Annotated in this window: 14 protein-coding genes; 9 read left to right on the top strand and 5 right to left on the bottom strand. The window is 59.0% G+C overall.

What is annotated here, in order from left to right; translation table 11 throughout:
* Positions 1-96 precede the first annotated feature (96 nt).
* From sapC to sapF, 3 genes are read left to right on the top strand one after another with little or no spacing between them, the layout of a single operon-like run.
* Positions 97-987: a putrescine export ABC transporter permease SapC gene (gene sapC / locus A1WC_RS15160; protein ID WP_008807805.1), complete on the top strand. Its 891-nt coding sequence runs from the start codon at positions 97-99 to the stop codon at positions 985-987.
* The gene (sapD, locus tag A1WC_RS15165) at positions 987-1,979 is read left to right on the top strand and encodes a putrescine export ABC transporter ATP-binding protein SapD (protein WP_008807804.1); all 993 of its coding nucleotides are present in this window, start codon (positions 987-989) and stop codon (positions 1,977-1,979) included. The genes sapC and sapD overlap by 1 nt, the downstream gene beginning before the upstream one ends.
* A 1-nt stretch (position 1,980) precedes the next feature.
* On the top strand, positions 1,981-2,790 hold the full coding sequence (gene sapF, locus A1WC_RS15170; protein ID WP_004140269.1) for a putrescine export ABC transporter ATP-binding protein SapF: 810 nt from the start codon (positions 1,981-1,983) through the stop codon (positions 2,788-2,790).
* Between the two features lie 29 nt (positions 2,791-2,819).
* On the opposite strand, the gene A1WC_RS15175 is transcribed toward sapF, so the two are convergent.
* The 5 genes from A1WC_RS15175 to A1WC_RS15195 are packed head-to-tail and all read right to left on the bottom strand — an operon-like array spanning position 2,820 to position 7,429.
* Positions 2,820-4,319 carry an HAL/PAL/TAL family ammonia-lyase gene (locus tag A1WC_RS15175; protein WP_016160776.1) on the bottom strand — a complete coding sequence of 500 codons (1,500 nt, stop codon included), beginning with the start codon at positions 4,317-4,319 and terminating at the stop codon, positions 2,820-2,822.
* Positions 4,316-5,110, bottom strand: coding sequence for an ABC transporter ATP-binding protein (locus A1WC_RS15180; protein ID WP_008807802.1), 795 nt, complete (start codon positions 5,108-5,110; stop codon positions 4,316-4,318). The genes A1WC_RS15175 and A1WC_RS15180 overlap by 4 nt, the downstream gene beginning before the upstream one ends.
* A gap of 1 nt (position 5,111) precedes the next feature.
* Positions 5,112-5,843: an ABC transporter permease gene (locus A1WC_RS15185; protein WP_008807801.1), complete on the bottom strand. Its 732-nt coding sequence runs from the start codon at positions 5,841-5,843 to the stop codon at positions 5,112-5,114.
* Positions 5,844-5,852: 9 nt separating this feature from the next.
* Positions 5,853-6,572 (bottom strand): ABC transporter permease, encoded by a 720-nt coding sequence (locus A1WC_RS15190; RefSeq protein WP_008807800.1) that lies wholly within the window; start codon positions 6,570-6,572, stop codon positions 5,853-5,855.
* Between the two features lie 11 nt (positions 6,573-6,583).
* Positions 6,584-7,429: a transporter substrate-binding domain-containing protein gene (locus tag A1WC_RS15195; protein ID WP_012542041.1), complete on the bottom strand. Its 846-nt coding sequence runs from the start codon at positions 7,427-7,429 to the stop codon at positions 6,584-6,586.
* 210 nt (positions 7,430-7,639) lie between these two features.
* On the opposite strand from A1WC_RS15195, the gene A1WC_RS15200 reads away from it, so the two are divergent.
* From A1WC_RS15200 to A1WC_RS15225, 6 genes are all read left to right on the top strand, one after another.
* Positions 7,640-8,182, top strand: a complete 543-nt coding sequence (locus A1WC_RS15200; protein WP_016160775.1) for a HutD family protein — start codon at positions 7,640-7,642, stop codon at positions 8,180-8,182.
* A 199-nt stretch (positions 8,183-8,381) separates the two neighbouring features.
* Positions 8,382-9,170: an enoyl-ACP reductase FabI gene (gene fabI, locus A1WC_RS15205; protein ID WP_008807797.1), complete on the top strand. Its 789-nt coding sequence runs from the start codon at positions 8,382-8,384 to the stop codon at positions 9,168-9,170.
* Positions 9,171-9,360: 190 nt separating this feature from the next.
* Positions 9,361-10,518 (top strand): carboxymuconolactone decarboxylase family protein, encoded by a 1,158-nt coding sequence (locus A1WC_RS15210; protein ID WP_012542042.1) that lies wholly within the window; start codon positions 9,361-9,363, stop codon positions 10,516-10,518.
* Positions 10,519-10,599: 81 nt separating this feature from the next.
* On the top strand, positions 10,600-12,534 hold the full coding sequence (locus tag A1WC_RS15215; protein ID WP_008807795.1) for an exoribonuclease II: 1,935 nt from the start codon (positions 10,600-10,602) through the stop codon (positions 12,532-12,534).
* A 158-nt stretch (positions 12,535-12,692) separates the two neighbouring features.
* Complete coding sequence (locus tag A1WC_RS15220; RefSeq protein WP_012542045.1) at positions 12,693-12,872, top strand: hypothetical protein; 180 nt, start codon at positions 12,693-12,695, stop codon at positions 12,870-12,872.
* Between the two features lie 71 nt (positions 12,873-12,943).
* Complete coding sequence (locus A1WC_RS15225; RefSeq protein WP_008807793.1) at positions 12,944-13,693, top strand: DNA-binding transcriptional regulator YciT; 750 nt, start codon at positions 12,944-12,946, stop codon at positions 13,691-13,693.
* The last annotated feature ends 117 nt before the right edge of the window (positions 13,694-13,810 follow it).

The following is a 13,810-nucleotide window of genomic DNA, read 5'->3' as shown; positions in this document are numbered from 1 at the left end:
CACAAAATTAAAGCACTCAATGCTAGCAAGGTGTTGGTATTAGCGGGATTTTTGAAAAGACTTAAAGCATGACTAACAAACTTAAAACGGATTCATATGCCCTACGATAGCGTTTATCTGGAAAAGCGTCCGCCCGGCGCGCTGCGCACCGTATGGCGTAAATTCTATGGTGACACCACGGCGATGATCGGCCTGTACGGCTGCGCGGGCCTGCTCCTGCTCTGCGTCTTCGGCGGCTGGTTCGCCCCCTATGGCATCGATCAGCAGTTCCTTGGCTATCAGTTGCTGCCGCCGTCGTGGTCGCGCTATGGCGAAGTCTCCTTCTTCCTGGGGACCGATGACCTGGGCCGCGATGTGCTGAGTCGGCTGCTGAGCGGCGCGGCGCCAACCGTCGGTGGGGCTTTTGTCGTCACCCTCGGCGCCACGCTGTTTGGCCTGGTGCTGGGCGTGATTGCCGGGTCGACTCACGGCCTGCGCTCGGCAGTGATGAACCATATTCTCGATACCCTGCTCTCTATTCCCTCGCTGCTGCTGGCGATTATCGTCGTCGCCTTTGCCGGGCCGCACCTCAGCCATGCGATGTTCGCCGTCTGGCTGGCGCTGCTCCCGCGCATGGTACGTTCCGTCTACAGCCTGGTCCACGATGAGCTGGAGAAAGAGTACATCATCGCCGCCCGCCTCGACGGAGCCTCGACGCTGAACATTCTGCTGTTCGCCATTCTGCCCAATATTGCCTCCGGCCTGGTGACCGAGATCACCCGCGCCCTGTCGATGGCTATTCTGGATATTGCCGCGCTGGGCTTTCTTGATCTCGGCGCCCAGCTGCCTTCGCCGGAATGGGGAGCCATGCTGGGCGATGCGCTGGAGCTTATCTATGTCGCGCCGTGGACCGTGATGCTCCCCGGGGCGGCGATTATGCTCAGCGTACTGCTGGTCAACCTGCTGGGCGACGGTATTCGCCGGGCGATCATTGCCGGGGTACAATAATGCCGTTACTCGATATTCGTCACTTAACTATCGAATTTAGAACCAACGAAGGCTGGGTGAAAGCCGTCGATCGCGTCAGTCTGACCCTGACTGAAGGCGAGATCCGCGGCCTGGTGGGCGAATCCGGTTCCGGGAAAAGCCTTATTGCCAAAGCTATCTGCGGGGTGACCAAAGACAACTGGCGGGTCACCGCCGACCGCATGCGTTTCGATGACATCGACCTGCTGCGACTGTCGAACCGCGAGCGGCGGAAACTGATCGGCCATAACGTGTCGATGATTTTTCAGGAGCCGCAGTCCTGTCTTGATCCCTCTGAGCGCATCGGCCAGCAGCTGATTCAGAGTATCCCCGGCTGGACCTATAAGGGCCGCTGGTGGCAACGGCTGGGCTGGCGTAAGCGCCGGGCCATCGAGCTGTTGCACCGCGTCGGCATTAAAGATCACAAAGATGCCATGCGCAGCTTCCCCTATCAGTTGACCGAAGGCGAGTGCCAGAAGGTGATGATTGCCATCGCCCTGGCCAACCAGCCGCGCCTACTGATCGCCGATGAACCGACCAACGCCATGGAGCCAACGACTCAGGCGCAGATTATCCGCCTGCTGACGCGGCTCAATCAGAACAACAACACCACCATTTTGCTGATCAGCCACGATCTGCAGATGCTCAGCAAATGGGCGGATAAAATCAACGTCATGTACTGCGGGCAGACGGTGGAGAGCGGGCCCAGCGAAGAGCTGGTCACCCTGCCGCATCACCCCTATACCCAGGCGTTAATCCGCGCGATCCCGGATTTTGGCAGCGCCATGCCGCATAAAAGCCGCCTCAACACCCTGCCAGGGGCGATCCCTCTGCTGGAGCAGCTGCCCATCGGCTGCCGTCTGGGGCCGCGCTGCCCTTACGCCCAGCGCGAGTGTATCGAAACGCCGCGTCTTACCGGGGCGCGCAACCATCTGTACGCCTGTCATTTCCCGCTGAACATGGAGAAAGAGTGAAATGGTCGAAACATTGCTGGAAGTTCGCCAACTCAGTAAGACCTTTCGCTACCGCACCGGCTGGTTTCACCGCCAGACGGTGGAGGCCGTCAAGCCGCTGAGTTTTACCCTGCGTGAACGGCAGACGCTGGCGATTATCGGCGAGAACGGCTCCGGGAAATCCACCCTCGCCAAGATGCTGGCGGGCATGGTGGAACCCACCAGCGGCGAGCTGTTGATCGACGACCATCCGCTGACTTTCGGGGACTACTCCTACCGCAGCCAGAAGATTCGTATGATCTTTCAGGATCCGTCGACCTCACTGAACCCGCGCCAGCGCATCTCGCAGATCCTCGATTTTCCGCTGCGGCTGAATACCGACCTCGACGCCGAGGCGCGGCAAAAGCAGATTATCGACACGCTGCGCATGGTCGGTCTGCTGCCGGACCACGTCAGCTATTACCCCCATATGTTGGCGCCCGGTCAGAAGCAGCGTCTCGGCCTCGCCAGGGCGCTGATCCTGCGCCCGAAGGTCATCGTCTGCGATGAGGCGTTGGCCTCGCTGGATATGTCGATGCGCTCCCAGCTCATCAATCTGATGCTGGAGCTGCAGGAGAAACAGGGCATCTCCTATATCTATGTCACTCAGCACCTGGGAATGATGAAGCACATCAGCGATCAAGTGCTGGTGATGCATAACGGCGAAGTGGTCGAGCGCGGCAGCACTGCCGATGTGCTGGCCTCACCGCTGCACGACCTGACCCGACGCCTGATCGCCGGCCACTTCGGTGAAGCTCTCACCGCCGACGCCTGGCGCAAAGACGGGAAATAGCCCCATCTCATTCACCTCGCCCGGTGACCTCACACCGGCGCGTGGCCAGCCGTCCGCTTGAGGATAGCCACTGCGCTGGCGATGTCCGGCGCCAGCCAGCGATCCTCCTCCCAGCCAGGCACGCTTTGGCGCAGCAGATCGCGCGCCCGACGTGTACCCGCCGCCAGCGTCTGCGGCTCGTGAAAATCGAGCCCCTGGGCCGCGAGTAAATATTCGATACCCAGGATCTGATAGAGGTTGCCGAGCAGGCGCTGCAATTTCAGCGCAGCACTGGTACCCAGGCTTAAATGATCCTCCTGCAAAGCGGAGGTAACAAAATTATCCAGCACCGCCGGCTGCGCCAGCTGCTTATTTTCCGCGCACAGCGACGCGGCGACGTACTGGGCAATCATCATGCCTGAATTCACCCCGGGTCGGGCGACCAGAAACGCTGGCAAGCCGCTCACCAGAGGATTCACCAGCCGGTCAAGACGTCGTTCGGCGATAGCGCCCAGCTCAGCCATGGCAATAGCCAGCAAATCGCAGGCCATTGCCACCGATTCACCATGGGGATGCGCCTGGGACACCACCCGCCACTGCTCAAGGGTGCCCAGGATTAGGGGATTATCGGTACAGGCGTTAAGTTCGATATTTATCTGCGTCTGCGCATGGCTAAACTGATCGCGGCAGGCGCCATGCACCTGAGGCATCGAGCGGAGACTCAGCGCATCCTGGGTGCGAAGACCTTCGCTTTCGGCCAGCAGACGGCTGCCCGCCAGCAGCTCACGCAGCCGCTGGCCGCTGGTCTGGATCCCGGGACTGGCTTTCAGCGCCAGGATCTCGGCATCAAACGCCACAAGCTGGCCGCGCAGCGCTTCAAAGCTCATCGCCCCGGTCACATCGGCCCAGTTCATTAAGCGCTCGGCGTCGTCTAAGGCCAGGCAGGCCAGGCCGGTCATGCACGGCGTACCGTTGACCAGACTGAGCCCCTCTTTCGCTCCCGGCGCGATGGGCTGCAGATTCAGCTGCGACAGGACCTCTGCCGCAGACCACGTTCGCCCTTGCCATAGCACATCGCCGACTCCCATCAGGGCCAGGCCAATGTGCGCCATATGCGTTAAATAGCCAACCGACCCCTGAGAGGGCACCTGGGGGGTGACGCCATGCTGCAAAAACATCAGCAGTTGCTGCACTATCCCGGCGGAAATACCGGATTTACCGTGGCTGAAATTGGCCACCGCGGCGCACATAATGGCCCGGGTTGGGGCGACCTCCAGCAGCGGCCCCACCCCGCAGGCATGACTGAGCAGCGTATTGCGCGACAGCTGGTGTAACTGCGCTTCCGGCAGCGTAATGTTGCACAGCGCCCCCAGCCCGGTGTTGATCCCATAGGCCACCTGACCGGCGCTAACGATATGCTGGACAATCGCCCGCCCCTGCTCGATACGCGCCCAGGCGCTTTTGCTGAGGCTCAAGATCGCCTCGCCCCGGGCGACACAAGCCACCTCCTGCCAGCGTATCGGTGCATCGCCCCACTGGATCATATTCATACGACCTGTCCTGGCTGTTGATGGCTGGAGATAAATTGCTTAAAGCGCGCGGAACCCTGAGTGCCAAATAGCGCCTCAGGCGCACCGTCGCAGTCAATCGTCCCCTGGTGCATAAATACCACCCGGTTGGAGACATGGCGGGCGAATCCCAGCTCGTGGGTGACCACCAGCATCGTCCGCCCCTCTTCCGCCAGGCTGCGCATGACCTTTAACACCTCGCCGACCAGTTCGGGATCCAGCGCTGAGGTGGGTTCATCAAAGAGCATGACGTCTGGCTCCATCGCCAGCGCGCGGGCTATTGCCACGCGCTGCTGTTGGCCGCCGGAGAGCTGTGCCGGATAGAAATCCTTTCGGTTCAACATCCCCACCCGCTCCAGCAGCTGCTCCGCCTGTTCAATGCAGGTCCGTTTATCCCGTTTGAGCACATAATGCGGCCCCTCAATGACATTCTGCAGGACCGTCATATGCGACCACAGGTTAAAACTTTGAAAGACCATCCCCAGCCGCGAACGCAGGCGCTCTATCTGCCGGGGATTCGCCGCCAGCCGATGCCCGCGGGCGTGGTGCTTCATTTCAATCGTCTCGCCACCGACGCTGACCACCCCGGCATCGGGCGTTTCCAGCAGATTAATGCAGCGCAGCAGCGTACTTTTACCGGAGCCGCTGGCGCCGAGGATCGAAATGACATCGCCCTGCCGGGCCTGGATGGTGATCCCCTTCAGGACATCCAGGGAGCCAAAGGACTTATGAATATCGCTGACCGATAAGGTCACCGGACGTGAATCGAGCATCTTACTCTCCTTTGGTTATCGGCTTGAGCGACACGGTCGCCGGGTTTTGCCGGGTATGCGGCGTTAATCGCCGTTCTAGCAGGGCGTACAGCTGCACAATGATGAAATTAAGCAGCAAATAGATGGCCGCCGCGCAGAGGAATACCTCCATCGTCCGGTAGGTACGCTGAATAATCTGTTGCGCCACCCCGGTGACGTCCCAGACGGTCACCAGGCTTGCCAGCGCCGTCGACTTGACCAGCAGAATGGCCTCCGTGGAGTAGGCTGGCAGTGCATAACGTAGCATCACCGGGGCAATGATCCGCCGCAACAACAGCCAGCGCGACATGCCGCAAGCCTGACCGGCTTCAATCTGACCCGGCGGTATCGCCAGCAACCCGCCGCGAAGAATTTCCGCGGTGTAGGCCGCTGTACAGAGCGCCAGCGCCAGAACGGCGCAGATAAAGGGTTCGCGCAGCAGCGGCCACAGGAAACTGTGACGGATCACCCCAAACTGACCCAGCCCGTAATAAATGAGAAACAGCTGGATCAGCAGTGGTGAACCACGAAAGATCAGGATATAGCCTTTGGCGAAACCGCTAGCCAGCGGCCAGTGGCTCATTCGCAGCGCCAGAACGCCGAGGGCCAGTGCGCCGCCGAGGATAAAAGAGCAAATAAAGAGCCCCAGCGTCACCGGCAGCGCCGCGCCGAGCTTTAACAACGTCTCACCGAGGAAGGCAAAATCGATAAACATACGGGCTCCTTACGCCTGCGCGGCGCTGCGACGCAGCCAGGCGCGGTTGAGATGGCTCTCCGCCCGGGTAAATGCGCGGTTAGAGAGCAGCGTCAGGATCAGATAACAGCCGCCGCCGATCAGATAGAACAGGAAATAATCGCGGGTCGAGCCAGCGGCAATCTGGCTGGCGCGCATCAGCTCAACGATGCCGGTCACCGATACCAGCGCCGAATCTTTGAGGCTCATTTGCCACACGTTGGATAACCCAGGCAGCGAATAACGGATAATCTGCGGCAACAGAATGCGCTGCAGGATCCGCCAGCGCGGCATGCCGATAGCGGTAGCCGCCTCCACTTCACCGGGCATCAGCGCCAGGCGAGCAGCACGGTAGACTTCCGCCTGATACGAGGAGGAGATCAAACCAATCGCCAGGGCGCCAATCAGAAAGGGCGGAACCTCAATAAAACCGTCAGCGCCAAACAGTCGCCCCACCCATGAAATCATCCCTGAGCCGCCAAAATAGAACAGGTAGATCACCAGTAACTCAGGGATACCGCGGAATACTACCGACCAGGCGGCGCCAAACCAGCGCGCTGGCGCATGCCGGGACAGCTTTGCGGCGGCAATGACGCCGCCTACCCCGGCACCGACGGCCAGCGCGGCGAGCGACAGCAGCAACGTGGTCAGCGTGGCACTGAGGATCAGCGTCCCCCACCCGTTTTCACCAAAACTCAGAAGATTCAACATGAGAGCCTCACTCAGGGGGTAACGTCGCTTTTAAACCATTTCTCGCTCAGTTTTTTTACCGTCCCATCGGCCAGCGCCGCCTGAATGGCGCTATCCAGTTTCGCTTTGAGATCGGGATCGGTGAGGCGCACGCCCATCGCCTCACCGCCTCCCCAGATCGGCCCGCTCATCAGCGGACCGCTCAATGCCAGATTGTTATTCTCCGGTCGCGACAGGGTGGTGTTGGCAAAGGTAATATCATCAAACACCGCATCGATGCGCTCAGCCTGCAGGTCGAGGATCGCATCCGCTGAGTTGTTATATTCCCTGATGTCAGCGATATCCTTGAAATACTTATCAATAAACGGGGTGTACACGGTGCCGGAAGCGATGCCGATAGTTTTCCCTTTCAACGCCGCGCGCAGAGGCGCAATCGCCGCCTGAATCTCTTTCTCATCATCATGAAGCTTGACCGTCGGAGACGGAGGGAGCAGCGACCCTTTTACCGCAATGAAAGAGGCCGGCGTGGCAGCGTAGGCCTGGGTAAACGCCACGACCTTCGATCGCTCCGGGGTGACGACAATAGCGTCCATGATCACGTCATATTTTCCGGCGTTAAGTCCGGCAATCATGCCATCCCAGTTCTGTACCACCAGCTTGCATTCGATCTGCATCCGCTGGCATAAATTCGCCATGAGCTCAGGTTCGAAGCCGCTCAACTTCCCTCCGGGAAGCGTCAGGTTCCAGGGTTCATAGCCGCCTTCCGTAGCGATGGTGATTGATTTCCACTCTTTAGCGTATGTTGAGCCACCAGACAGCAGTAGCCCCGAAAACAGGGTGACCAGGCAGGCCTGGCGGAAAGTAATACGCTGTTGCATTTTCATTCTCCCGATCGCGTTTTGTCATGATGGCTCTGGTCACTGCGATAAGATAATTCGTAGATGACTGCTCATGTATATACAAGCATTGACAAACCCACACACGCGCTCGATGATGGATTTGTGAGCCCTGTTGTAAATAATTTGTAAGCATGTTGCGACACGCTTGTAACAAAAACCATCCACCCTCTGAATTCCGCCGAGCAGACCATGATCTTTTTTTTTGATATCGCCACCTTACCCATCACGCCGTGGAAGAACGGTGCCGGTGCCACCCGGGAAATTATCGCCGTTCCTTCCACAGACGCCCCCTTTCTCTGGCGAGCCAGCATCGCCACTTTGCAGGCGGATGGTCCTTTTTCCCCCTTCCCCGGCGTCGACCGGGTGATCACCCTGCTGGCGGGACAACCACTACGACTGTGCGGCGGGGACATCGACCATCCGCTGACGCTCTGGCAGCCGTGGGCGTTCCCCGGCGAATGGGCGCTGTCCAGCGTCGGGATCGTTGAGCCAGGGCTGGACTTCAATATCATGACCCAGCGCGGACGTGCCTCGGCGAGAGTAAAGGTGATAAACGACCAGCAACGCCCTGCCACTGAGGGAGTCGCTTATGTTCTTCAGGGCGAGTGGGATCTGGCCGGGCAGCGAAGCGTGGCCGGCAGCGGTCTCTGCTGGCGCGGTGAATCCCCTGGCGAGCTGCAGCCCCTCAGTGCCAACGGGTGTCTGCTGCTGGCGGAGATCGCGCTCAAATAATCATCAGAAGAGAGAGTATACTGGAGCTATCGCGATACGCTTTTGCTCCGCACGCCGCGGGCGCGGCTGAAAAATATCGTGACACAAGGGGTCGTCAGTGGGATATAATTCCCGGCTAAATTTGAGTTATTTTGAAATAACAATGTTAACGTTATGATTGTTAAAGTAAAAATAAGCAATAACGATAAGGATTAAAGCTATGGGTTTTCTTTCCGGTAAGCGCATTTTGATCACTGGCGTCGCCAGCAAACTGTCCATCGCCTACGGTATTGCGCAAGCAATGCACCGCGAAGGCGCGGAACTGGCATTCACCTATCAGAATGAAAAACTGAAAGGTCGCGTAGAAGAATTTGCTGCCGCGCTGGGTTCTGACATTGTGCTGCCGTGCGACGTTGCTGAAGATGAGAGCATCACCGCGCTGTTCACCGAGCTGGAAAAAGTCTGGCCGAAATTCGATGGTTTCGTCCACTCTATCGGTTTTGCCCCGGCTGACCAGTTAGACGGCGACTACGTTGACGTTGTCACCCGCGACGGCTTTAAAATCGCGCACGACATCAGCGCCTACAGCTTCGTGGCGATGGCCAAAGCCTGCCGCAGCATGCTGAACCCGGGCTCTGCTCTGCTGACGCTCTCCTACCTGGGCGCAGAGCGCGCGATCCCGAACTACAACGTAATGGGTCTGGCCAAAGCCTCTCTGGAAGCTAACGTCCGCTATATGGCTAACGCCATGGGTCCGGAAGGCGTTCGCGTCAACGCCATCTCTGCCGGTCCGATCCGTACGCTGGCTGCTTCTGGCATTAAAGATTTCCGTAAAATGCTGGCGCACTGCGAAGCGGTCACCCCGATCCGTCGCACCGTCACCATTGAAGATGTGGGCAACAGCGCAGCCTTCCTGTGCTCTAACCTGTCCGCGGGTATCTCCGGTGAAGTCGTTCACGTTGACGGCGGGTTCAATATCGCCGCCATGAACGAGCTGGAACTGAAGTAAGTTCTTTCCCTCCTCACCCCGGTGAGGAGGGTTCTTCCTTCCCCCCATCCCTTACGCTCCCCCTGTTATTCCAATCGGCTATTTGTTAGCACGTATCAATATTTTCTCCTGCTTCCGGGTTACGCCAGGATAGTTCTGCATAAACGATCCGCGGAACGGCGGTTCGCCACATACCGAACAAGGAAAGCCCATGGAGCCACGCCGCGTGAATGGCAAAAACCACTGGTATCACGAAACCCAGTCAACAATCTGCCCGGTGGATGTTCTACCGCTTGTCCCTGAAGCCGCCCATGTTGAAGACCGCTTTTTGCTGGACCTGACGCTGCCGGAAGCCTGGCTACACATCCACGCAGGCTGGCTGCACCCCGCTCGCCAGCTGGCAGAGCGGTTGTTTCCCGACCAGGTGGCGGTGAGTCGCCTGCAGACCTTTACCGCCTACGATCGCCTGAGCACCGCGCTGACTGTCGCCCAGGTTTATGGTGTCCAGCGGTTGTGTAACCACTATGCCGCCCGCCTGGCTCCCCTCCCTGGCCCTGACTCTTCGCGCGAGAGCAACCGTCGCCTGGCGCAGATCACTCAGTATGCTCGTCAGCTCGCCAGTTCGCCCTCCGTCATTAACGCCCTCTCGCGCAGCCAGCTGGACGAAGTGGGTTTAACCAGCCGGGATATTATCCTGATCAACCAGATTATCGGTTTCGTGGGCTTCCAGGCCCGGGCGATTGCCGTCCTGCAGGCGGCGCTGGGCTATCCGGTGCGCTGGATCCCCGGCATGCCTCAGCAAGAGGAGGCCCCTGCCGAACTGTTCACCGCGCCACCAGGAGAGTGGCAGAGCGACCTTGAGGATCCCGATCTGCAGTATGCCGATGATGAGCGCCAGCGGCGCATCGCCGGCTGGCAGTCGCTGCCCGGTCTGGGTGAGCTGGCCCCACTGCTGGCCTGCGACCCACCGTTGTTCACGCCTCTGGAGACCTTGATCCGCCAGCTCAGCACGGATGATACCTTTGGCCCGCAGGTCGCCTTACTCGCGGCGCGCACCAATGGCAGCCCCACCTGTTTTGACGCCTGGCTCCCCCACTGGCAGGGTGAAGAGGAGTTCGCCAGTCATCTGCGGGAGGGCGACCAGGCCCTCCATCACTGGCTCCAGCAGCATCCTCAGTCCCGGTCTCTCGTGACCGCGGTGCAGCTGTTAACCCGCTCGCCGGACCGGTTTAGCGCCGCCCAGTTAACGCCCCTCGCGGAATATGGACTCTCTGCGGAACAAGCGATCGATCTGTTGACCTGGAGCGGGCTGTGCGGATGGATGAATCGTCTGAAAATCGCCCTCGGCAATGTGCGTCAGCAGACGTAAATTGCTGAAACAGCGCTTGCTGCGGCAGGCATATTCGCGTAAAAATGTCAGCCGCTCTTTTAGCCACGAAAATACCTAATTATGTTTCAGGATAACCCGCTGCTAGCGCAGCTTAAACAGCAACTGCATTCCCAGACGCCGCGCGCGGAAGGGGTCGTTAAGGGCACGGAAAAGGGCTTTGGCTTCCTCGAAGTGGACGCTCAGAAGAGCTACTTCATTCCGCCGCCGCAGATGAAAAAAGTGATGCATGGCGACCGTATCGTCGCGGTGATCCATTCTGAAAAAGATCGCGAAAGCGCCGAACCAGAAACCCTGGTTGAGCCGTTCCTGACCCGTTTCGTCGGTAAAGTCCAGAAGAAAGACGATCGCCTCGCTATCGTTCCTGACCATCCGCTGCTGAAAGATGCCATTCCCTGCCGCGCCGCCCGTGGCGTTGAGCATGATTTCAAACAGGGTGACTGGGCCGTCGCCGAGATGCGCCGTCATCCGTTAAAAGGCGACCGCGGGTTTTACGCGGAGCTGACCCAGTTCATCACCTTCAGCGACGATCACTTCGTCCCCTGGTGGGTAACCCTGGCGCGCCATAATCTCGAAAAAGAAGCGCCGGACGGCGTGGCCACGGAAATGCTCGATGAAGGGCTGACGCGCCGCGATTTAACCGCTCTCGACTTCGTCACTATCGACAGCGCCAGCACCGAAGATATGGACGATGCGTTGTATGCCGAATCCACTGCTGATGGCAAACTGCTGCTGACGGTCGCCATTGCTGACCCGACCGCCTGGATTGCCGAAGGTAGCAAGCTGGATAAGGCCGCAAAAGTGCGCGCCTTTACCAACTATCTGCCGGGCTTCAATATTCCGATGCTGCCCCGCGAGCTGTCAGACGACCTGTGCTCCCTGCGCGCTAACGAAGTGCGCCCGGTGCTGGCCTGCCAGATGACTCTGGCGGCCGATGGCACCATCGAAGACAACATCGAGTTCTTTGCCGCCACCATCGAGTCGAAAGCCAAGCTGGCCTATGACGATGTCTCTGACTGGCTGGAAGGCCGCGGCAGCTGGCAGCCGGGCAGCGACGCGATCGCGCAGCAAATTACACTGTTGAAGGACGTGTGCCAGCGTCGTAGCGAATGGCGTCAGACCCATGCGCTGGTGTTCAAAGACCGTCCGGACTACCGTTTCGTTCTTGGCGAAAAAGGCGAAGTGCTGGATATCGTCGCGGAACCACGTCGCATTGCCAACCGTATTGTCGAAGAGTCGATGATCGCCGCCAACATCTGTGCCGCCCGCGTTCTGCGCGACAAGCTCGGCTTCGGCGTTTATAACGTCCATACCGGCTTCGACCCGGCGAATACCGAACAGCTGGCGGCGCTGCTGAAAACCCACGACGTGCACGTCGACCCGACGGAGGTGCTGACGCTGGAAGGGTTCTGCAAGCTGCGCCGGGAACTGGACGCCCAGCCGACCGGATTCCTCGACAGCCGCATCCGCCGCTTCCAGTCGTTTGCGGAAATCAGCACCGAGCCGGGCCCGCACTTTGGCCTCGGCCTTGAGGCCTATGCCACCTGGACCTCGCCGATCCGTAAATATGGCGACATGATCAACCACCGTCTGCTGAAGGCCATCATCAAAGGCGAGACCATTGCGCGCCCGCAGGATGATGCCACCGTACAGATGGCGGAGCGCCGTCGTCTTAACCGGATGGCAGAGCGCGACGTCGCCGACTGGCTGTATGCCCGTTTCCTCAACGATAAAGCCGGGACCGATACCCGTTTTGCGGCGGAGATCATCGACATCAGCCGCGGCGGGATGCGCGTGCGCCTGGTGGACAATGGCGCGGTCGCCTTTATTCCGGCCCCCTTCCTCCACGCCGTTCGCGACGAACTGGTGTGCAGCCAGGAGAACGGCACCGTGCAGATCAAGGGCGAGGTGGTCTACAAAGTGACTGACGTTATCGATGTCACCATCGCCGAAGTCCGCATGGAAACCCGCAGCATTATTGCGCGTCCGGCAGTCTGACGCCTCTTCACAGCGGTTCCTCCGGGAACCGCTGCTTCTTTCCTCTCCATCCTGCTATTTCCGTCGCACCGATTAAGGTTGTGCGTTTTTTTCGCTTCTCTTTTTCATCCATTTTTAGCATCATTGATTTCATTCGTTTTTGTTACCAGGATAATGCCATGTCAGATGTGAATGCCCACCTGCTCGCCCAACGTATCGATACCGTGCTGGATATTCTGGTTGCCGGTGATTACCACTCTGCGATCCATAATCTGGAAATCCTCAAAGCGGAGCTGCTGGCACTGGCGGCGGACGACGCTGAGCAAAAAAACCAGCCCAAGGCTCCCTGGGAAATCTGATTATCGCCCATGCCGCAACCGGTGACTCATACCGGTTGCTCGCCATATAGCCCCCTAACAGTGATGTTGCTATGAACGCCCGACAACAAAGTATTTTGCAAGTGGTCATTGATAAAGGCCGGATGAGCGTCGCCGATCTGGCGAAGATGACCGGTGTCTCAGAGGTCACCATTCGCCAGGATCTGAATCTGCTGGAAAAGCAGAGCTATTTGCGCCGCACCCATGGCTATGCAGTCCCACTGGACAGTGAAGATGTTGAAACCCGCATGATGACCCATTTCGCCATTAAACGTGAACTGGCCAGCCGGGCGGCGGCGCTGGTGAGCGCCGGCGAAACGGTATTCATCGAAAACGGCAGCAGCAACGCCCTGCTGGCGCGCACCCTCGCCGAACGCGGCGATATCACCATCATTACCGTCAGCAGCTATATCGCCCATCTACTGAAAGAGACGCCGGGAGAGGTGATCCTGCTGGGCGGGATTTACCAGAAACGCAGTGAAAGCATGGTGGGCCCGCTGACCCGCCAGTTCATCCAGCAGGTGCATTTCAGCAAAGCCTTCATCGGGATCGATGGCTGGCAGGCAGAAACCGGCTTTACCGGTCGCGATATGATGCGTGCGGATGTGGTTAACGCCGTGCTGGAAAAGCACTGTGAAGCGATTATTCTCAGCGACAGCTCGAAATTCAGCGCGGTTCATCCCTATCCCCTCGGTCCCGCCGGGCGCTTTAACCGCGTTATTACCGACGATCGCCTGCCGGCCGCCTGCCGCGACCAGTTACTGCACAGCGGCCTGACCGTCGATATCGTGCCATACGTCTGATCTTTACCCGCCCCGAGCCATGCCAATGCGCCATTCGGGGCGATATTACGCTCTGAGAGTATTCCGAGCCGCTAATTAAGATTTTTTACCTGACGATACATTTAAAAAAAAGTAAAA

It is taken from the genome of Klebsiella sp. KTE92 (assembly GCF_000398905.1).
Classification (GTDB): domain Bacteria; phylum Pseudomonadota; class Gammaproteobacteria; order Enterobacterales; family Enterobacteriaceae; genus Klebsiella; species Klebsiella variicola.
This window is presented reverse-complemented; position numbering and strand designations above follow the sequence as displayed.